Genomic DNA, 19749 nt, shown 5'->3' on the forward strand with positions numbered 1-19749 from the left:
AGTGGGAACGTGACTGGCTGGCAGTTCTGGGTCGACAGGGGCGGCACCTTCACCGACATCGTCGCGCGGCATCCGGACGGCCGCCTGCTCACGCACAAACTCCTCTCGGACAACCCCGCGCGCTACCGGGACGCGGCCGTCGCGGGGATCCGCGAACTCCTCGCCGAGGCAGCCGACACACCCGAAGAACCGCACGCAGCGCCGCCCGTCGACACCGTCCGCATGGGCACCACCGTCGCCACCAACGCCCTCCTGGAGCGCAAGGGCGAGCGCACGGCCCTGGTCATCACCCGCGGCTTCCGCGACGCCCTGCGCATCGCCTATCAGAACCGCCCGCAGATCTTCGCCCGCGAGATCGTCCTGCCCGAACTCCTCTACGACCGGGTCATCGAGGTCGACGAACGGGTCGCCGCGGACGGCGCCGTGCTGCGTGAACCCGACCTCGACCGGCTCGCCGGGCCCCTGAAGGAGGCCTTCGACGACGGGATCCGGTCCGTGGCCGTCGTCTGCATGCACAGTCATCTGTATCCCGCCCACGAACAGGCGATCGGCAAGCTCGCCGTCCGCACCGGCTTCCCGCAGGTCTCGCTCTCCAGCGAGGTCAGCCCGCTGATGAAGCTCGTCCCGCGCGGCGACACCGCGGTCGTCGACGCGTATCTCTCGCCGGTCCTGCGCCGCTACGTCCAGCACGTCGCCGATGAACTCCACGGCGTACGGCTGATGTTCATGCAGTCGAACGGCGGTCTCGCCGAGGCGGGCCAGTTCCGCGGCAAGGACGCGATCCTGTCCGGGCCCGCGGGCGGCATCGTGGGCATGGCCCGCATGTCGCGCCTGGCCGGCTTCGACCGCGTCATCGGCTTCGACATGGGAGGCACGTCCACGGACGTGTCGCACTACGCGGGCGAATACGAAAGGGTCTTCACGACGCAGCTCGCGGGGGTGCGCCTGCGCGCCCCGATGCTGGACATCCACACCGTCGCGGCGGGCGGCGGCTCCGTCCTCCACTTCGATGGCAGCCGCTACCGCGTGGGCCCCGACTCCGCGGGCGCGGACCCCGGCCCCGCGAGCTACCGGGGCGGCGGCCCGCTCACCGTCACCGACGCCAACGTCGCCCTCGGCCGCGTCCAACCCGCCCACTTCCCCGAGGTGTTCGGCCCGGACGGCGACCAGCCCCTGGACGCCGCGCTCGTCCACGACCGCTTCACCGCCCTCGCCCGCGAGATCCGCGACGCGACCGGCGACGACCGCACGCCCGAGCAGGTCGCCGAGGGCTATCTGCGGATCGCGGTCGCCAACATCGCGGGTGCCGTCAAGCGCATCTCGGTCCAGAAGGGCCACGACGTCACCCGCTACGCCCTCACCACGTTCGGCGGCGCGGGCGGCCAGCACGCGTGCATGGTCGCCGACTCGCTCGGCATCCGCACCGTCCTGGTGCCGCCGATGGCCGGTGTGCTCTCCGCCCTCGGCATCGGACTCGCCGACACGACGGCGATGCGCGAGCAGTCCGTGGAGGCGCCCCTGGAGGCGTCGTCCATGCCCCAGGTCCACAAGACCGCCGCCGACCTGGAGAGCGCCGCCCGCGATGAACTCCTCGCCGAGGACGTGCCCGCGGAGCGCATCCGCGTCACCCGCCGCGCCCAACTGCGCTACGACGGCACGGACACCGCCCTCACCGTGGAACTCACGGAGCCGGACGCCATGCTCCGCGCCTTCGAGGAACGCCACCGCGCCACCTACTCCTTCACCCTGGACCGGCCCGTCGTCGTGGAAGCACTCTCCGTGGAGGCCACCGGGCTCACCGAACCCCCCGACCTGTCCGCGCTCGCGGGCGGCCCGGGCCAGGGCGGGACCGCGCGGACCGTGCGGCTGCACACGGGCGGCACCTGGCGCGACGTACTCCTGCACCGCCGCGAGGAACTGCCGCCCGGCGAGACCGTCACGGGGCCCGCCATCATCACCGAGGCCAGCGCCACGACGGTCGTGGACGAGGGCTGGCAGGCGGCCATGACGGACGCCGGACACCTGATCATGGAACGCGTGGCGGAGCCCGCGGGTTCCACCGCGAGCACCGCGGCCGACCCGGTCCTCCTGGAGGTCTTCAACAACCTCTTCATGTCCATCGCCGAACAGATGGGCGCCCGCCTGGAGTCCACGGCCCAGTCGGTGAACATCAAGGAGCGGCTCGACTTCTCCTGCGCGCTCTTCGACCCCGACGGCAACCTCGTCGCCAACGCCCCGCACATTCCCGTGCACCTCGGCTCGATGGGCACCAGCGTCAAGGAGGTCATCGAGCGCCGGGGCTCCAGCATGCGCCCGGGGGACAGCTACGCGGTCAACGACCCGTACCACGGCGGCACCCACCTCCCCGACGTCACCGTCATCACCCCGGTCTTCGACAGGCCCGGGGGGCACGGCAGTCCGGAGCGGCGGATCCTGTTCTACGTGGCCTCACGGGGCCATCACGCGGAGATCGGAGGCATCGCCCCCGGCTCCATGCCCGCGGGCAGCCGCACCATCGACGAGGAGGGCATCCTCTTCGACAACTGGCTTCTTGTAGAAGGCGGCCGTTTCCGCGAGTCCGAGACCCGCGACCTGCTCACCGGCGCCCCCTACCCCTCGCGCAACCCGGACACCAACCTCGCGGACCTGCGCGCCCAGATCGCCGCCAACCAGAAGGGCGTAGACGAAGTCGCCCGCATGATCGACAACTTCGGCCTCGACGTCGTCCAGGCGTATATGAAGCACGTCCAGGACAACGCCGAAGAAGCCGTACGCCGCGTCATCGACGTCCTTGAAGAGGGCGAGTTCGGCTATCAAACCGACTCGGGGGCCACGATCCGCGTCCGGGTCACCGTGGACCGCGAGGAACGCACCGCCACCGTCGACTTCACCGGCACGTCGGCCCAGCTCGCCACCAACTTCAACGCACCCTTCGCGGTGGTCAACGCCGCGGTCCTGTACGTCTTCCGCACACTCGTCGCCGACGACATCCCGCTCAACGACGGCTGCCTGCGCCCCCTGCGCATCATCGTGCCGCCCGGCTCCCTGCTCGCGCCCGAACCGCCCGCGGCCGTCGTCGCGGGCAACGTGGAGACCTCACAGGCGATCACCGGCGCCCTCTACGCCGCTCTCGGCGTCCAGGCGGAGGGCTCCGGCACGATGAACAACGTCACCTTCGGCAACGAACGCCACCAGTACTACGAGACGGTGGCATCGGGCTCCGGAGCGGGCGACGGCTTCGACGGCGCACCCGTCGTACAGACCCACATGACCAACTCGCGGCTCACCGACCCCGAAGTCCTGGAGTGGCGGCTGCCCGTCCTCCTGGAGGAGTTCGCGGTCAGGACGGGCAGCGGCGGCGGCGGGAGGTGGCGCGGCGGGGACGGGGCCGTGCGCCGCATCCGCTTCCGTGAGCCGGTGACGGTGTCCACCCTGTCGCAGCACCGCAGGGTCGCGCCGTACGGCATGGTGGGCGGCGCCGACGGCGCGCTCGGAGCCAATCGCGTGGAGCGCGCGGACGGCAGCGTCCTGGAGCTGGGGGGCAGCGACTCGGCCGACCTGCGCCCCGGCGACGTACTCGTGATCGAAACCCCCGGCGGCGGCGGATACGGACCGGCCCCGCGCGACACCACTGATCCAGGAGAAGTGAGCGATGATCTTCAGGCGTTCTGAGCGCGGCAAGGCCCCCGTCGAGCCGGTGACGCTGAAGATCCTGGTGGCGGGCGGCTTCGGCGTCGGCAAGACGACCCTGGTCGGCGCGGTCAGCGAGATCAAGCCGCTGCGCACCGAGGAGAACCTCAGCGAGGCGGGCCGTCCCATCGACGACACGCGGGGCGTGGCAGGCAAGCACACCACCACCGTGGCCATGGACTTCGGCCGCATCACGCTCCGCGAGGACCTGGTCCTGTACCTCTTCGGCACCCCGGGCCAGGACCGCTTCTGGTTCCTCTGGGACGAGCTGGCGACCGGGGCGCTCGGCGCCGTGGTCCTCGCCGACACACGCCGCCTGGAGGACTGCTTCGCGGCCGTCGACTACTTCGAGCGGCGCTCCATACCCTTCGTCGTCGGCGTCAACTGCTTCGAGGGCGCCACCCGTTACCCCGCCGACGCCGTGCGCCAGGCCCTCGACCTCGACTCCGGAGTGCCCGTCGTCCTGTGCGACGCGCGGGACCGCGAGTCCGTCAAGGACGTCCTCATCGGCGTCGTCGAACACGCGATGGCGGCGGCCGCGGCGGCCAGGGCGCCCGCGACCACCTAGCAGCAGGCCCCTGGTGGGCGGGCCCACGGGCCCGTACCCCCGCCGACCGGGGTACGGGCCGCAGTTCGTGCCCGGCTCAGCCCTCTCCGTCCTCCAGCCAGCCGAAGCTCCGCTCCACCGCCTTGTGCCAGTTGTGGTACTCGCGCTCCCGCGACTCGGCGTCCATCTGCGGTGTCCACTCGACGTCCTGCTGCCAGTGCGCCTTGAGCTCGTCGAGGTCGTTCCACACGCCGGTCGCGAGCCCGGCCGCGTACGCGGCGCCCAGACAGGTGGTCTCGGAGACCTTGGGCCGGATCACCGGCACACCGAGAACGTCCGCCTGGTGCTGCATCAGGAGGTTGTTCTTGGTCATCCCGCCGTCCACCTTCAGGGTGGTGATGCGCACCCCGGAGTCCTGGTACATGGCGTCGACGACCTCACGCGTCTGCCAGCTGGTCGCCTCCAGGACCGCGCGGGCCAGATGCCCCTTGGTGACGTACCGGGTGAGACCGGTGACGACGCCCCGCGCGTCGGAGCGCCAGTAGGGGGCGAAGAGACCGGAGAACGCGGGCACGATGTACGCGCCGCCGTTGTCGTCCACACTCGCCGCGAGGGTCTCGATCTCGTCCGCGCTGCGGATGATGCCGAGCTGATCGCGGAACCACTGCACCAGGGCGCCGGTGATCGCGATCGACCCCTCCAGGCAGTACACGGGCGCCTCGGAGCCGATCTTGTAGCCCATGGTGGTCAGCAGGCCGCTCTTCGAAGGCACGGGCCGGTTACCGGTGTTGAGCAGCAGGAAGCTGCCCGTGCCATAGGTGTTCTTCGCCGTCCCCGTGTCGTAGCAGGCCTGCCCGAAGACGGCCGCCTGCTGGTCGCCGAGCGCGGACGCGACGGGCACTCCGGAGAGCTGCCCCACCGCATCGCCGTACACCTCGGCCGACGACCTGATCTCCGGCAGGACCGCCTCGGGGACGTTCATCGCCGACAGGATTGACTGGTCCCACTGGAGCGTCTCCAGGTTCATCAGCATGGTGCGGCCCGCGTTGGTGACGTCGGTGACGTGCCTGCCGCCGTCGACGCCGCCCGTGAGGTTCCAGATCAGCCAGGAGTCGATGGTGCCGAAGGCGATCTCGCCGCGCTCGGCACGAGCCCTGAGCCCCGGCACGTTGTCGAGCAGCCAGGCCGCCTTGGGCCCGGAGAAGTAGCTCGCGAGCGGCAGCCCCGTCCGCTCCCGGAAGCGGTCCTGGCCGTCCGCGCCGCCAAGGTCGTTGCAGAGCGCCGAGGTGCGGGTGTCCTGCCAGACGATGGCGTTGTGCACGGGTTTGCCCGTGGCGCGGTCCCACAGGACGGTCGTCTCGCGCTGGTTGGTGATGCCGAGCGCGCTCACCTGGTCGGCGCGGAGCCCGGCCTTGGCGATCGCCCCCGCGACCACCGCCTGCACCTTGGACCAGATCTCGGTGGCGTCGTGCTCCACCCAGCCCGGCTTGGGGAAGATCTGGCGGTGCTCGCGCTGGTCCACGGCGACGATCGCGCCGTCCTGGTTGAAGATGATGCAGCGGCTCGATGTGGTGCCCTGATCGATCGCGGCGACGAATTTCTCGGAGCTGTCCGGCATGGCTACCCCTTGACGAGAAGACTCAGAAGGCTGCGTTGTAGATGAGACCCGCGAGGGCTCCGCCGATCAACGGTCCGGCCACCGGGATCCAGGCGTAACTCCAGTCGGACGTCCCCTTGTTGGGGATCGGCAGGAAGGTGTGCACGATGCGCGGACCGAGGTCGCGCGCCGGGTTGATCGCGTACCCCGTGGGGCCACCGAGGGAGAGGCCGATGCCGACGACCAGGAAGGCCACGATCAGCGTCTGCGTGCCGGACTCGCCGAGGCCCTTGGTGAGACCGAAGGCGAGGATCGGCAGCACCAGCGCGACGGTCGCGATGACCTCGGTGATGAGGTTGGCGACCGGGTTACGGATCTCCGGGATGGTGGAGAAGATGCCGAGCGTCGGTGTCGGTTCGTGCACGCCCTCCGAGTCGCCCTTCGCGCCCCGCGTGACATTGGCGTTGAACTGCGCCAGATACACGAGGTACGCGAGTACGGCGCCGAGCATCGCGCCGACCATCTGCCCGAGCAGATAGATCCAGACCTTGTCCCATTTGTCGGTGTCGATGGCGATGCCGAGTGTGACGGCGGGGTTGAGGTGACCGCCGGACAGCGGGCCCGCGGTGTACGCGCCGGCGAGCACGCCGAAGCCCCATCCGAAGGCGATGACGACCCATCCGGAGGCCTTCGCCTTCGAGTGGCTGAGTGTGACGGCGGCGCACACGCCGGCGCCGAGCAGAATCAGGATCGCGGTGCCGATGACCTCACCGACGAAGATGTCCCCATTCGAGTACATGGCGGCTCCTAGGCCCTCGCCCGGGGCCGTACGCCCCGGTACTCCGTGCAGGGTGCGTTTCCCACGACTACTGCCTGGATACGCCCGGCTGATGCAGCCCAAGGCAGGGAGTCTCCCGCGCCCCGCCCGGCGTCCATGACGAGCGTGCCGTCGCAGTCGAATCGCCCATGGGGGATGACCCGTTGAGCAGGCCCTTCGTGCAGACCCTTCGCACGCGCAGAGGCTCTGGCAGAGGCCCTGAGCGCCGCGGAGCCGAGGTGCGGCGACGCCGACTGACACCCGGAAGTGTTCACCGGTGGTGATGGAGCGTCAAGGTCGCGGACGGCAACGGTTAACCGGTGCGACGTCTTCCTGTGGCGCAACCGTGGTGAGCGGTCCGCGACCTTGCGAACGGGCTCAGCGCACCGCTATGACGGACGACCCGTGCCCGAAGAGACCTTGGTTCGCACTGATCCCCACGCGCGCCCCTTCGACCTGACGCGCCCCTGCCGTACCCCTCAACTGCCAGGTCAGCTCGCACACCTGGGCGATCGCCTGGGCCGGCACGGCCTCCCCGAAGGACGCGAGCCCTCCGCTGGGGTTGACCGGGGTCCGCCCGCCCGGCGAGGTCGCCCCCTCCCGGAGCAGCTTGGCCCCCTCGCCCTCGCCGCAGAGCCCCAGGTCCTCGTACCACTGCAACTCCAGCGCGGTGGACAGGTCGTACACCTCCGCCACGGATATGTCCTCGGGGCCGATGCCCGCCTCTTCGTACGCGGCCCGCGCGATGGAGGCACGGAACGCCTCACCGCCCGGCTCCACGGCGGCCGCGGAGTCCGTGGCGATGTCGGGCAGGTCGAGCACGGTCCGTGGATACGTCGGGGTGACCGTGGACACGGCACGCACGCGTACCGGATCGGTGGCCCCGTGCCGCCGGGCGAACTCCATGCTGGAAAGCACCAGGGCCGCGGCCCCGTCCGAGGTGGCACAGATGTCGAGCAGCCGCAGCGGGTCGGCCACGACGGCCGACGCGGCGACCTCGTCGGCGGTGACCTCCTTGCGGTAGCGCGCGTTCGGATTGAGTGCGCCCGCGGCCGCGTTCTTCACCTTGACCAGGGCGAAGTCCTCCAGCGTGTCCCCGTGCACGGCCATCCGGCGGCGCGCGTAGAGCCCGAAGTACGCGGGGTTGGTCGCGCCCAGGACGCGGAACCGCAGCCAGTCCGGATCATCGGGCCGGTCGCCGCCCGCGGGCCGGAAGAACCCCTTGGGTGCCGCGTCGGCCCCGACCACCAGGACGACGTCGGCGAGGCCCGAAAGGATCTGCGCACGCGCCGTGTTGATGGCCTGCGCCCCGGACGCGCACGCCGCGTACACACTCGCCACGCGCGCTCCCTGCCAGCCGAGCGCCTTGGCGAAGGTGGCCCCGGCGACGTACCCGGGATATCCGCCCCGCACCGTGTCCGCGCCGACGATCGAGTCCACGCTGCGCCAGTCCACCCCGGCGTCGGCCAGCGCGGCCCTGGCCGCCGCCGTGCCGTACTCGACGAAGGACCGCCCCCACTTGCCCCAGGGGTGCATCCCCGCCCCGAGGACCGCCACCTCGCCGCTCATGCGCCCACCCCCACAGGTCGCCAGTGCCACGTCGTCCAGGTCGTCTCGTCGTCCTCGCTGAGCACGCCGGGGACGACCTCCACCTCCATGCCGACCTCCAGATCGGCGACGGAGAGCCCGGGCACCCCCTGCCCCAGCACCACCATGCGCTCCGTCTCGAGCTCCACAGCGATCAACGCGTAGGGCTGCCACGGAAGTTCCGGGTCGGAGACATAAGGTGCGGGCGGGCGATAGCGGCCGTCCGTGTACGACCAGATCCGACCGCGCCGGGACAGCGGCACCTCCACCAGCTCCCCGCCCGCACAGCCGGGATTGCGGCAGAAGCCGTCCTCGCGGGGGAAGAAGACGGCCGTGCACGCCGAGCAGCGCGTGCCCAGCAGACGGAAGTCCGCACCCTCCCCGGTGAACCAGTTGGCCACTACGGGTGTGTTCGTACGCGACAAGGTTCCTCCACGGCTGGATCTGACGGAACGTCAGAAGTGTGCCACGGGCAACCGGATTCCGTCAGGGGTGCGAAGCCGGACGTACGGAGCGGAAGCGCGAACCGGGGGGTGAGAACCAAATGCGCCACTTTTGCGTCCGAGTATCGGAGAGGGTGTCCGGGACCGACGGGGGTGGCCCCGGTCACCCTCTCGTCGCGCCGAAACGCCATCCGCGATGCGGCGGCCGCTTCAGGCCGTGATTCATCGCGCTGATGAGTCGATCCAGGCCGCAAACGGCGAGGTTGGCCAAGGTGCGGCGATCCAGTTCGGCGCAGATCCTTTCGGCCGGATTTAAATTCCATTCCGAATGACGCATTCGCAATGTCGATGTTCCTGAATGGGTCATCGGCCACATGAGATGCACCATATTGCGATCACGCTCTGCATCCACCACGGTTGGCGGCGGGGGGACAAAAGTCGGGCGCTGAAGGGGGCCGTGATGATGTCTTCCAGGATTGCGTGGAAGAGCCGTGATGCCCGAAGTCCGGCACGTGACGCAGCCATTGCCGCGCAGTACCTGACCCCTGACGACGCGACTCGTTGTGCCGCGGGATACGAGGGCTGGCGGCCCGCGGCACGGTATTTCCGCTCCCGGCTGCACGTGGTCGACGCAACACTGCGCGCCGGTCCACGCGGTCGTCTGCTGGACGTGGGGTGCGGTCCCGGCATGCTGGTGCGGTACCTTCTCGACACCCGCCCCGGGGAATTCCAGATCACCGGATGCGACCGGTTCCAGGCAATGATTGACGCCGCGACCGCTCGAACGAAGGGCTACGACGACGTCGAGCTGATCACGGCACGTATCGAGGAGATGCCCTTTCCCAGCAAGCACTTCGATGTCGTCGTCGCGATGGGCGTCCTGGAGTACGCCGACGCCGACCACGGACTGCGTGAGATCGCCCGCGTGCTGCGACCCGGTGGCCTGGCCGTGGTGACGATGCTCAACCCGCTCAGCCCGTACCGCCTGGTCGAATGGTTCGTCTACTGGCCGTTGCTGCGTGTGCTCGGCCGCGTCGAACGACGGCTCGGCGTGCCCCGGCACGCCGCGGCCATATCCGGCATCAGGGCGATCCGCCTCGCCCGGCTCCGCCGCATGATGCGTGAGAACGGACTGACGCCGCAGGACGCGGTCTACTACGACGTGACCCCCCTGGTGCCGCCGCTGGACCGGCTGGTCCGCCGTTGGAGCAGGCAGTGGCGTGACCATCCCGAACGAACGGTGAGCAGGGGTGCCATCCGCTGGCTGGGCACCGCCTACCTGGTGACGGCGCGGCGCGAGGACTGAGCCGGTCAGCGGTTCGTCAGCGACCTCCGCGAGACGGGGAAGTCGAAGTAGGTGTCGGGGAACAGCTCGGGCTTGTGCGTGAAGTGCCACCACTCCTCAGGGAGATTGGTGAAGCCCACCTTGGCCAAGGTGCTCCGCAGCAGGTCGCGGTTGGCGCGCTGCTGGCCCGTGATGCGGGGGTCGTCCGTGTGCGACAGGGTGTCGAAGCAGTCGAAGCCCGTGCCCATGTCGACGGAGTTGTCGGGGAAACGCTGCTCCTTGGGGCCGTAGCACGGCGTGAGCGGCTCCCCGGGGACGTACGGACGCGTCGGCTTGGCCGGCAGCCGTACGACCGTCAGATCCAGCGTCGAACCGCGGCTGTGCCCGGACTTCTTCGCGATGTAGCCGTCCTCGAACAGCCTCGACTTGTCGACGTGGGGATAGAACTCCGCCTTCATGCGCTCGTCGCCCAAGTCCTCGGCCCAGCGCACGAAGTGATCGACGGCCCGCTGCGGCCGGTAGCAGTCGTACACCTTCAGGGTGTAGCCCTTGCGCAGCAGCGACCGCTGGGCCTTGTGCAGCGCCTTCGCCGCGGGCTCGGTGAGGATGCACATCGGCTTCTTGTAGCCGTCGATGGGCTCGCCCACGAAGTTGTGCGGAGTGAAGTAGCGCATTTCCTGGATGATCGTCGGGTCGACGTCGCGCAGCGCGACGAACTCCTTGGGAGCCTTCGGCTCCGGCTTCGCCTGAGTCTGGGCGTGCGCGGGGGAGGCGGCGGCCACGGCCAGCACGGCGGTGGCGGCGACGGCGATTCTCCGCAGGGCGGGGACGAGTGCTGTCATGACCCCTGCATCTATCAGGATTGCGGCCCTCCGCGAAAGACCGGTGCGCTGGAGAACCGTTGCGCCGGGGACCGGAGCATCGGCGAACCGGGGCACCGGGGAATCGGCGCATCGCGGATCCGATACAGTCCGCGGCGTGTCCGCATCCCCACACCCCGCCAACTCCGTTTCCGGCTCCCACTGTTCGAGCTGCGGAGCGCCCTACGGAGGCGAGCTGTCCGGCTGGCCCCGCACCTGCGTCACCTGTGGCGCGGTGGCCTATCGCAATCCGCTGCCCGTGGCGGTGGCCCTCCAGCCCGTGTACGACACCCAGGGCACCGCCCTGGTCGTCGTGACCCGCACCATCGCCCCCGCGCGCGGGGGCATCGCGCTGCCCGGAGGGTTCATCGACGACAGAGAGGACTGGCGGCACGCGGTCGTCCGTGAGCTCAAGGAAGAGACCGGCATCGGCGCGGAGAGCCACGACGTGCGCCTCGTCGACGTGATGAGCGCCCCCGACGGATACCTCCTGCTGTTCGGCCTCCTGCCCGAGCGCCCCGCCGCCGATCTGCCGCCCACCGCACCGACGGACGAGACCGAAGGCTGGCACCTCCTGCGCCGCCCCACCGAACTCGCCTTCCCCTTGCACACGTTGGCTGCACAAGCGTGGTTCGAGGGCCGGTACTGAGCCCTCCGATGCCCCCGGCGGCCTCGCCCGCCGCCGGGACCCGGAAAGAAGCTCAGCCCGCCAGCCCACGCACCCCGACGGGACGCTCCGGCGCACCCGAGCCCTCGTCGCCCTCCCTCTCGACGACCACACGCCCCTCGTTCCACCGCGTCGTGTAGCGCTCGAGCTCCGGCTGCGCCCACCCGTCACCCGCGTCGGCGACCACCAGACCACCGCCCGTACGCCCCTGGGCGGGCGCCCACGCCTCCAGTTCGAGACCGCCGTCGCACCCCCGCACCGGCAGCACGGTGCCCGCCCGCGCCAGCACCGGAACACGCGACAACGGAGCGTCGACCCAGACCTGCCCCGGCCCCTCGTACGCCTTCCCGGTGGCCGTGTCGTACCAACGCCCCCTCGGCAGCCGCACCGAACGCCGCTCCACACCGCTTTCCAGGGCGGGCGCGACCAACAAGGAGTCACCGAGCAGAAACGCGTCCTCGCAGTCCCGCAACGCGCGGTCCTCCGGACTGCCCCACCACAGGGGCCGCACATAAGGGGCACCCGTGCGCCGCGCGAGATGGGCGAGCGTCATGAAGTACGGCAGCAGCCTCCTGCGCTCGGTGAGCGCCACCCGCGCGTGCTCGAGCACGTCCGCACCGAACTCCCACGGCTCCCGCCGCCCGGCACCCATCGCCGCATGCGTACGGAACAGCGGCAGATACGAGCCGAGTTGGAACCACCGCAGATACAGCTCCGGGGAAGGACTGCCGTCGAACCCGCCCACATCCGGGCCCGAGTACGGCACTCCGCACAGCCCGAGCCCCAACACCAGCGACAGCGAAGCCCGCAGCCCCGGCCAGCCCGTGGACACATCGCCGGACCACGTCCCTCCGTAGCGCTGCATTCCCGCCCACCCGGAACGCGAGAACAAGAAGGGCCGCTCTTCGGGATGCAGCTCGCGCAGCCCCTCGTACCCGGCGCGGGCCATCGCCAGGCCGTACACGTTGTGCGCCTCCCGATGATCTCCTCCGCCGCCCTCCAAGGAGTGCCGCGCCGAACGGGGCAGCGTCGCCTCACCGAACGCGGCGAACGACACCGGCTCGTTCATGTCGTGCCAGAACCCCGAGAACCCCTGCTCCAGCCGCTCCTCGTAGAGCCCGCCCCACCACTCACGCGCGCGTGGGTCGGTGAAATCCGGATACACCGCCTCACCCGGCCACACGACACCCCGCACGGTCCGGCCCGCGGCGTCCCGCACGAACGCGTCGGCGCTCACCCCGCTGTCGTACACCGGAACCCCCGACGCGGCCTTCACCGCCGGGTCGACGATCGAGACGAGCCGGATCCCGTCCCTGCGCAACTCGTCGGCGAACTGCGGCAACTTGGGAAACCGCTCCTTGTCGACGGTGAACACCTGATGCGCGTCGTAGTGGTCGATGTCCAGATGGACGGCGTCCAAGGGCAGCCCGCGCTCCTGATAGCCCGCGACGATCCGTCGCACCTCCTGCTCACTGCCGAAGCCCCACCGCGCGTGATGGTGCCCGAGCGCCCAGGAAGGCGGCAGCGCCGGAGGACCCGTCAGCGACGCCCAGGTGTGCAGCACGCGCGCGGGAGTGCCGACCATCGCCCAGCACCGCAGCGGCCCCCCGTCCATCCGCACCTCGCACGACCCGGTCCTGTCATGACCGGACCCCGCCCCCTCCTTGCCCTCGTGCACCGACACCTCGCCCTCCCACGTGTTGTCGTGGAAGACCAGATGCGTACCGGCGTCGGCCACCACCATCTGCACCGGCATGGTGATGTACAGCGGATCGTCCCCGGGCCCGAACGCCCCACCAGGATCGGTGTTCCACAGCCGGTACGTCCCGTTCCGCAGCCGCGGCCCGCCGGCCCGCCCGCCGAGGCCGAAGAACCGCGCATCCGCCGTCACCTCCGAGCGCTGCACCCACCGCGCCGCGCCCCCGTCGACCGGCTCCCACCAGCGGGGCGGCAGATCACGCCGCAGCATCATGCCGCCGGGTGTGCGCAGTTCGACGGCCCCGTGCCGCGAGACCACCACCGTCGCCCGCTCCGACACGACGCGCCAGCCCCCCTCCTTGTCGGGCTCCAGGACGGCACGGGGATCGGGCTCAGGACTCCCGCAGGCCAGCGCGTACGACGGGTCGGGCCCCGTACCGTCCCAGCCCCAGAAGACCGCCCCGCCCGCGGTCACCCGAACCCGCAGCTCGGACCGGGCGAACCGCACCACACCACCACCGGGCTCAGGCTCCACGCCCGTCACAGGGCCCGGCACCCGCGCGCGCTCGGGCCCCCGGGGGGTGAGCCCCGCCGCGTCCGTACGCCATCTGCGCCACGAGGAGCGCACCGTGCGCAACCCTTGCGCCGTGCCGACCATGCCGACCGCCTTCACCGAACGCACCAGGTCACGACCGTTCATGCTGCTCACCCTGCCACCGAAATCGCCGCAGGTGTGCTGCGTTCAACTGCCGTTCACCTGGGGTGACGACACATGCCCGGGATACCGACGGTGTGGGGTACACCCTGGTGTGGAAGTCGATCACGTGGCAGGCTCCGAGGCAGCCGTGCCACGCGCACACCCAGCCCGTGCGCACCTCGCACGCATACGACGCGTAACAGTCCGGGAGCCGCCCCATGACGTCCTCAGCGAACCTCTCACCGCTCTGGGAGCCGAGCCAGGAAAGGATCGCCGACGCACAGGTCACGCGGTTCCAGGCATGGGCGGCTGAGCACTACGGAGCCCCCGCCGACGGCGGTTACGCCGCGTTGCACCGGTGGTCGGTGACCGACCTCGAGACGTTCTGGAAGGCCGTCACCGACTGGTTCGACGTCCGGTTCTCGACCCCCTGCACGCGCGTGCTCGCCGATCGGTCCATGCCGGGCGCCGAGTGGTTCCCGGGCTCGACCCTCAACTACGCCGAGCACGCGCTGCGTGCCGCCGACGACCCCGCGCGCGCGGACACCCCCGCCCTCCTCCACGTCGACGAGACCCAGGAGCCGCACCCCGTCACCTGGGCCGAGCTGCGCCGCCAAGTCGGCTCCCTGACCGCGGAACTGCGTTCCTTGGGCGTACGTCCCGGTGACCGGGTCAGCGGCTACCTGCCGAACATCCCGCAGGCCGTCGTCGCCCTCCTGGCCACGGCCGCCGTCGGCGCCGTATGGACGTCCTGCGCACCCGACTTCGGCGCCCGCAGCGTCCTTGACCGCTTCCAACAGGTCGAACCGGTGGTGCTCTTCACCGTCGACGGCTACCGCTACGGCGGCAAGGAGCACGACCGCCGCGACACCGTCGCCGAACTCCGCTCCGAACTGCCCAGCCTCCGCGCGGTCGTCCACATCCCGCTGCTCGGCACCGAGGCCCCCGAAGGCGCCCTCGAATGGTCGGCCCTGACCTCGGCGGACGTGGCACCCACCTTCGAACCGGTGCCCTTCGACCACCCCTTGTGGGTGCTTTACTCCTCCGGCACCACCGGCCTGCCCAAGGCGATCGTCCAGTCCCAGGGCGGCATCCTCGTCGAGCACCTCAAGCAACTCGGCCTGCACTGCGACCTCGGCCCCGACGACCGCTTCTTCTGGTACACCTCCACCGGCTGGATGATGTGGAACTTCCTCGTCTCCGGCCTCCTGACGGGCACCACGATCGTCCTGTACGACGGCAGCCCCGGCTACCCCGACACCGGCGCCCAGTGGCGCATCGCCGAACGCACCGGAGCCACCCTCTTCGGAACCTCGGCCGCCTACGTCATGGCCTGCCGCAAGGCGGACGTCCACCCGGCCCGCGACTTCGACCTCTCCAAGGTCAAGTGCGTCGCCACGACCGGCTCCCCGCTGCCCCCCGACGGCTTCCGCTGGCTGCACGACGAGTTCGCGGACACGCCGGGCGGCCTGTGGATGGCCTCCGTCAGCGGCGGCACGGACGTCTGCTCCTGCTTCGCGGGAGCCGTCCCGACGCTCCCCGTCCACATCGGCGAACTCCAGGCCCCCTGCCTGGGCACGGACCTGCAGGCCTGGGACCCCCAGGGCAAGCCGCTCACCGACGAGGTCGGCGAACTGGTCGTCACCAACCCCATGCCGTCCATGCCCATCCACTTCTGGAACGACCCGGACGGCACCCGCTACCACGACAGCTACTTCGACACCTACCCCGGCGTCTGGCGCCACGGCGACTGGATCACCCTCACCGCACGAGGCTCGGTGATCATCCACGGCCGCTCCGACTCCACGCTCAACCGCCAGGGCGTCCGGATGGGCTCGGCCGACATCTACGAAGCCGTCGAGCGCCTCCCGGAAATCCGCGAGTCCCTCGTCATCGGCGTCGAACAGCCCGACGGCGGCTACTGGATGCCGCTCTTCGTCCACCTCGCCCCCGGCGCCGCCCTCGACGACACGCTGCGCGACCGCATCAAGCGGACCATCCGCGAGCAGCTCTCCCCGCGCCACGTCCCCGACGAGATCATCGAGGTCCCCGGCGTCCCGCACACCCTCACCGGCAAGCGCATCGAGGTCCCCGTCAAGCGACTCCTGCAAGGAACCCCGCTGGACAAGGCGGTCAACCCCGGCTCGGTCGACGACCTCGACCTCCTGCGCCACTACGAGGAGATCGCCCGCAAGCGCTCCTGACCCCCGTCCCCGCAGCTCAGCGGCCGTTGTCAGTGCCTCTCGTTACTGTGAGTGAGCATTGATCGACCGAGTGCAGGGGGAATCATGGCGCACACCCGACACGACACGATGCGACGCGCACTGCGCCGCGAAGTCGCCGGAACCATCGGCTTGTTGGCCGATGAGGAGGACTTCGCGGCGATGCGTCGCTACCGCACCTTCACCTTCGACGACCACAAGACCTACCTCAAGCAGATCGAAGGCCTGCTCAGAACCCTCGCCGCCCAGGGCGGACACACCTCGGTCGCCCTGTTCGACCCCGCGGAGTACGAGGAGTACTGCGCGGAGACGGGCCTCGACCCCGACACCCCAGGCAGCCGCACCCGCTTCACCGCCGCCCTGGCATCGGACGGCGCCACCCTTCCCTATGAGGGACAGCCGCTGACCGACCTGGTCCCCGAACTCGTCGACGAGGCGGTCCGACAGGCCACCTGGGAGTACGCGACAGTGGTGCTCGCCCGCGCCGGCACGTGCGCCACCTGCGGCGAAGACATCGGACGCGCCGCGTTCGTCCGCGCATCGGAGCTCATCACCCGGGCCCTCGCGACAGCAGGACCCGGCACCCGACACCTGGTGTGCAGCGTGCCCACCGAGCCCGAGACCCTCCTCGCCGCCCTGCACGTCGACAGCGACCCTGACGGCGACACCCGGCTCGACGAGACCGAGGCCCTGGAGTTCACCACCGTCCTCGCCGTCGGCATCGCCACCCAGCGCCCGGCCGGCATGGTGCTGCGCTGCAGCGCCGACGGCAACCGCGACCGCGTCCACGGCTGGCGCATGAGCGGCGGACGACTCCAACCCCTCACCGCGGCAGAAGTCTTCGACGCGTACTGCACCGACGCCATCTCGGGGGAGCTCGTCTCCCCGGAATCCGGCGTCGACTACTGCGCGGCACCCGATCTGGAAGGCGACGCACCGGAAGGGGGACACACGCACTGAACGCCCGAGGGGCGTCCCACCGAAACCGGTGGAACGCCCCTCGGAGCAACTCCCGGACGCACGGCGCCCGGACAGCGAGCCCGACTACTCGCCGGACAGCACCGCCTGAGCGGCCTTGCGGGCCTCCTCGGCGGTGTCGGCGGCACGGGCCGCGGACGCCGCACGCTCGCACTGCGCCAGCGTGTACTTGCCGAGCGTCGCGCGCACGTAAGGAATGGACGCGGCACCCATGGAAAGCGAGGTGACACCCAGACCGGTCAGCACACAGGCCAGCAGCGGGTCGGACGCGGCCTCACCACACACGCCACAGCTCTTGCCCTCGGCCTTCGCCGCCTCGGCGGACAGCGCGACCAGGTCGAGCAGCGCGGGCTGCCACGGGTCCTGCAGCCGGGACACGGCACCCACCTGACGGTCGGCCGCGAAGGCGTACTGCGCGAGGTCGTTGGTGCCAAGCGACAGGAACTCGACCTCCTGGAGGATCGAGCGCGCCCGCAGAGCGGCGGACGGAATCTCCACCATCGCGCCGAACTTCGCCTGCAGCCCCGCCTCACGGCACGCGTCGGCGAACGCCTTGGCGTCGGTGCGGTCCGCGACCATCGGCGCCATGACCTCGAGGTAGACCGGCAGCCCCTCGGCGGCCTTGGCCAGCGCGGTCAGCTGGGTACGCAGCACCTCGGGGTGCTCCAGCAGCGACCGCAGACCCCGCACGCCCAGCGCCGGGTTCGGCTCGTCGCCCGGAGTCAGGAAGTCCAGCGGCTTGTCCGCACCCGCGTCGAGCACACGCACGACGACACGGCCCTCGGGGAACGCCTCGAGCACCTTGCGGTACGCCTCGACCTGCGCCTCCTCGGACGGCGCCTTGGTGCTGTCGTCAAGGAAGAGGAACTCGGTACGGAACAGACCCACACCCTCGGCACCGGCTTCGACCGCGGCCGGCACATCGCCGGGACCACCGACGTTGGCGAGCAGCGGCACCTTGTGGCCGTCGGAGGTGGCACCCGGTCCGGTCGACGCGGCCAGCGCGGCCTTGCGCTCGGCAGCGGCGGCTTCGAGCTGCTCCCGCTTCTCGGCACTCGGCTCCACGAAGATCTCACCGGTGCTGCCGTCGACAGCGACGACGGTGCCCTCGGCCAGCTCACCGGCACCCGGCAGCGCGACGACGGCCGGAACCCCGAGAGCCCGCGCGAGGATCGCGCTGTGGCTGGTCGGACCGCCCTCTTCGGTGACGAAGCCGAGCACCAGAGCCGGGTCGAGCAGCGCGGTGTCCGCAGGCGCCAGATCGCGCGCGATCAGGACGTACGGCTGGTCACTGTCGGGCACACCGGGCATCGGCACGCCCAGCAGGCGCGCGACGATGCGGTTGCGCACGTCGTCGAGGTCCGCCACACGACCGGCCATGTACTCACCGGCACCGGCCAGCAGTTCGCGGTAGTGGGAGAACGCGTCGTACACGGCGCGCTCGGCCGTGCTGCCGACGGTGATGCGCCGGTCGACGTCGGACATCAGCTCCGGGTCCTGGGCGATCATGGCCTGCGCCTCGAGCACCGCCTGTGCCTCGCCACCGGCCAGATTGCCGCGCGCATTCAGGTCGGCAGCCACAGCTTCCACGGCCTGGCGAGCGCGCCCCTGTTCGCGCTCAGCCTCCTCCGCGGGAATCTGCTTGGCCGGCGGCTCGAGAACAGCCGTGCCCATGTGCCGAACCTCGCCGATCGCCACACCGTGGCTCACACCGACGCCTCGCAGCGTTGTCTCCATTTCACCCGTCTCCGATAGTGCGACGGGCCCTGCCGTCGCGGTGGTTGTCCTACCTGCCGTCACCGACGGCGATGACGTCACTTCCAGCTGAAGAGAGCGTCGCCGGCCTTCACTTCGCCGTCCTCGACGACATCGGAGAGGGACTCGGCCGTGGCCTCGAGCGCCACGATCGGGCACACCGGGGACTTGCCGGCGGCCTCGACGGCAGCGGGGTCCCAGCGCACGACGGCCTGGCCGCGCTGTACGGTGTCGCCCTTGTTGACGAGCAGCTCGAAGCCCTCGCCATTGAGCTGAACGGTGTCGATGCCGAGGTGCGTCAGCACGCCGTGACCCTGATCGTCGACCACCACGAAGGCGTGGGGGTGAAGAGAGACGACGATGCCGTCCACGGGAGAGACGGCCTCGGAGGGCTCACGCACGGGATCGATGGCGGTGCCAGGGCCAACCATGGCGCCTGAGAACACGGGATCCGGTACAGCAGAGAGCCCAATGGCGCGTCCTGCAAGCGGGGACGAAACGCTGGTCATGGCAAGCCTCCCAGGGGGCGGAGATTCGTAGCCGCCGTCACTACCTGTCCTGGACGGCGCACTGTTCAGAAGGGTAAGTCATAAGAAGTCCCGGTTCCGCACGAGAGGTCCCGGTTGGCGGACGTAGAGGCACAGCACAAACGATTTGCGCCCGCCCGGTGCCCGATGTACAGTCGGACTCCTGCCTGAGGCCGTGGGACGCGGTTCAAACGTCCGGTCTCGGCAGCATCCTTCAAGTCAGATCCTATCGCTGGGTCCGGTTCCGCATGTCTGCGGTGACCGTGGTCAGAGAGTCGATTGGGACCTGATAAAGTCGGAACCGCCGGAAAGGGAAACGCGAAGGCCGAGAGGCTGGCGCGGGAACCGGAAAGGCACCGAGGAAATCGGACACGAAAGA

15 protein-coding genes are annotated in these 19749 nt (G+C 70.4%); 6 read left to right on the forward strand and 9 right to left on the reverse strand.

Annotated features, from left to right (window positions below; genetic code table 11):
- Positions 1-9 precede the first annotated feature (9 nt).
- Positions 10-3672, forward strand: a complete 3663-nt coding sequence (locus ACFWZ2_RS35240; RefSeq protein WP_384552792.1) for a hydantoinase B/oxoprolinase family protein — start codon at positions 10-12, stop codon at positions 3670-3672.
- Entirely contained in the window at positions 3653-4258 is a 606-nt protein-coding gene (locus ACFWZ2_RS35245; RefSeq protein WP_384552793.1) for an ATP/GTP-binding protein, read from the forward strand. Before ACFWZ2_RS35240 ends, ACFWZ2_RS35245 begins: the two co-directional genes overlap by 20 nt.
- Positions 4259-4334: 76 nt before the next feature.
- Here the strand turns inward: ACFWZ2_RS35245 and glpK are convergent, their stop codons facing one another.
- The 5 genes from glpK to ACFWZ2_RS35270 all read right to left on the reverse strand — a co-directional run bounded on the left by glpK (position 4335) and on the right by ACFWZ2_RS35270 (position 9057).
- The gene (gene glpK / locus ACFWZ2_RS35250; protein ID WP_384552795.1) at positions 4335-5855 is read right to left on the reverse strand and encodes a glycerol kinase GlpK; all 1521 of its coding nucleotides are present in this window, start codon (positions 5853-5855) and stop codon (positions 4335-4337) included.
- Positions 5856-5877: 22 nt separating this feature from the next.
- Positions 5878-6633 (reverse strand): MIP/aquaporin family protein, encoded by a 756-nt coding sequence (locus ACFWZ2_RS35255; protein WP_384552797.1) that lies wholly within the window; start codon positions 6631-6633, stop codon positions 5878-5880.
- A gap of 396 nt (positions 6634-7029) precedes the next feature.
- The gene (locus tag ACFWZ2_RS35260; protein WP_384552799.1) at positions 7030-8220 is read right to left on the reverse strand and encodes a lipid-transfer protein; all 1191 of its coding nucleotides are present in this window, start codon (positions 8218-8220) and stop codon (positions 7030-7032) included.
- The gene (locus ACFWZ2_RS35265; protein WP_384552800.1) at positions 8217-8663 is read right to left on the reverse strand and encodes a Zn-ribbon domain-containing OB-fold protein; all 447 of its coding nucleotides are present in this window, start codon (positions 8661-8663) and stop codon (positions 8217-8219) included. The genes ACFWZ2_RS35260 and ACFWZ2_RS35265 overlap by 4 nt, the downstream gene beginning before the upstream one ends.
- 181 nt (positions 8664-8844) lie before the next feature.
- On the reverse strand, positions 8845-9057 hold the full coding sequence (locus tag ACFWZ2_RS35270; RefSeq protein WP_384552802.1) for a hypothetical protein: 213 nt from the start codon (positions 9055-9057) through the stop codon (positions 8845-8847).
- 87 nt (positions 9058-9144) lie between these two features.
- Here ACFWZ2_RS35270 and ACFWZ2_RS35275 point away from each other — a divergent pair, with 87 nt between their 5' ends.
- Positions 9145-9987, forward strand: a complete 843-nt coding sequence (locus tag ACFWZ2_RS35275) for a class I SAM-dependent methyltransferase (RefSeq protein ID WP_384552817.1) — start codon at positions 9145-9147, stop codon at positions 9985-9987.
- A 5-nt stretch (positions 9988-9992) separates the two neighbouring features.
- Here ACFWZ2_RS35275 and ACFWZ2_RS35280 read toward each other — a convergent pair whose 3' ends face one another.
- A complete protein-coding gene (locus ACFWZ2_RS35280) occupies positions 9993-10808 on the reverse strand; it encodes a M15 family metallopeptidase (RefSeq protein WP_384552804.1) in 816 nt (271 codons plus the stop codon).
- Positions 10809-10944: 136 nt separating this feature from the next.
- Between ACFWZ2_RS35280 and ACFWZ2_RS35285 the strand changes: the two genes are divergently transcribed.
- Positions 10945-11475 carry an NUDIX domain-containing protein gene (locus ACFWZ2_RS35285; protein ID WP_384552806.1) on the forward strand — a complete coding sequence of 177 codons (531 nt, stop codon included), beginning with the start codon at positions 10945-10947 and terminating at the stop codon, positions 11473-11475.
- Positions 11476-11527: 52 nt separating this feature from the next.
- Here ACFWZ2_RS35285 and ACFWZ2_RS35290 read toward each other — a convergent pair whose 3' ends face one another.
- Complete coding sequence (locus ACFWZ2_RS35290; protein WP_384552808.1) at positions 11528-13891, reverse strand: glycoside hydrolase family 31 protein; 2364 nt, start codon at positions 13889-13891, stop codon at positions 11528-11530.
- A 215-nt stretch (positions 13892-14106) separates the two neighbouring features.
- Here ACFWZ2_RS35290 and ACFWZ2_RS35295 point away from each other — a divergent pair, with 215 nt between their 5' ends.
- Both ACFWZ2_RS35295 and ACFWZ2_RS35300 read left to right on the forward strand, forming a co-directional pair.
- The gene (locus tag ACFWZ2_RS35295; protein WP_384552810.1) at positions 14107-16092 is read left to right on the forward strand and encodes an acetoacetate--CoA ligase; all 1986 of its coding nucleotides are present in this window, start codon (positions 14107-14109) and stop codon (positions 16090-16092) included.
- An 84-nt stretch (positions 16093-16176) separates the two neighbouring features.
- The gene (locus ACFWZ2_RS35300; protein WP_384552811.1) at positions 16177-17070 is read left to right on the forward strand and encodes a hypothetical protein; all 894 of its coding nucleotides are present in this window, start codon (positions 16177-16179) and stop codon (positions 17068-17070) included.
- Between the two features lie 84 nt (positions 17071-17154).
- Here the strand turns inward: ACFWZ2_RS35300 and ptsP are convergent, their stop codons facing one another.
- Both ptsP and ACFWZ2_RS35310 read right to left on the reverse strand, forming a co-directional pair.
- Positions 17155-18825 carry a phosphoenolpyruvate--protein phosphotransferase gene (gene ptsP, locus ACFWZ2_RS35305; RefSeq protein ID WP_384552812.1) on the reverse strand — a complete coding sequence of 557 codons (1671 nt, stop codon included), beginning with the start codon at positions 18823-18825 and terminating at the stop codon, positions 17155-17157.
- A gap of 77 nt (positions 18826-18902) precedes the next feature.
- Complete coding sequence (locus ACFWZ2_RS35310; protein ID WP_384552813.1) at positions 18903-19352, reverse strand: PTS glucose transporter subunit IIA; 450 nt, start codon at positions 19350-19352, stop codon at positions 18903-18905.
- Between the last annotated feature and the right edge of the window lie 397 nt (positions 19353-19749).

This window comes from Streptomyces sp. NPDC059002 (assembly GCF_042740435.1).
Classification (GTDB): domain Bacteria; phylum Actinomycetota; class Actinomycetes; order Streptomycetales; family Streptomycetaceae; genus Streptomyces.

Excerpts from the sequence above, each read along its gene's own strand:
- ACFWZ2_RS35245 (WP_384552793.1), top strand. The coding sequence starts at position 3,653 with ATGATCTTCAGGCGTTCTGAGCGCGGCAAGGCCCCCGTCGAGCCGGTG.
- glpK (WP_384552795.1), bottom strand. The coding sequence starts at position 5,855 with ATGCCGGACAGCTCCGAGAAATTCGTCGCCGCGATCGATCAGGGCACC.
- ACFWZ2_RS35255 (WP_384552797.1), bottom strand. The coding sequence starts at position 6,633 with ATGTACTCGAATGGGGACATCTTCGTCGGTGAGGTCATCGGCACCGCG.
- ACFWZ2_RS35260 (WP_384552799.1), bottom strand. The coding sequence starts at position 8,220 with ATGAGCGGCGAGGTGGCGGTCCTCGGGGCGGGGATGCACCCCTGGGGC.
- ACFWZ2_RS35270 (WP_384552802.1), bottom strand. The coding sequence starts at position 9,057 with ATGTGGCCGATGACCCATTCAGGAACATCGACATTGCGAATGCGTCAT.
- ACFWZ2_RS35275 (WP_384552817.1), top strand. The coding sequence starts at position 9,145 with ATGTCTTCCAGGATTGCGTGGAAGAGCCGTGATGCCCGAAGTCCGGCA.
- ACFWZ2_RS35280 (WP_384552804.1), bottom strand. The coding sequence starts at position 10,808 with ATGACAGCACTCGTCCCCGCCCTGCGGAGAATCGCCGTCGCCGCCACC.
- ACFWZ2_RS35290 (WP_384552808.1), bottom strand. The coding sequence starts at position 13,891 with ATGAACGGTCGTGACCTGGTGCGTTCGGTGAAGGCGGTCGGCATGGTC.
- ACFWZ2_RS35295 (WP_384552810.1), top strand. The coding sequence starts at position 14,107 with ATGACGTCCTCAGCGAACCTCTCACCGCTCTGGGAGCCGAGCCAGGAA.
- ACFWZ2_RS35300 (WP_384552811.1), top strand. The coding sequence starts at position 16,177 with ATGGCGCACACCCGACACGACACGATGCGACGCGCACTGCGCCGCGAA.
- ptsP (WP_384552812.1), bottom strand. The coding sequence starts at position 18,825 with ATGGAGACAACGCTGCGAGGCGTCGGTGTGAGCCACGGTGTGGCGATC.
- ACFWZ2_RS35310 (WP_384552813.1), bottom strand. The coding sequence starts at position 19,352 with ATGACCAGCGTTTCGTCCCCGCTTGCAGGACGCGCCATTGGGCTCTCT.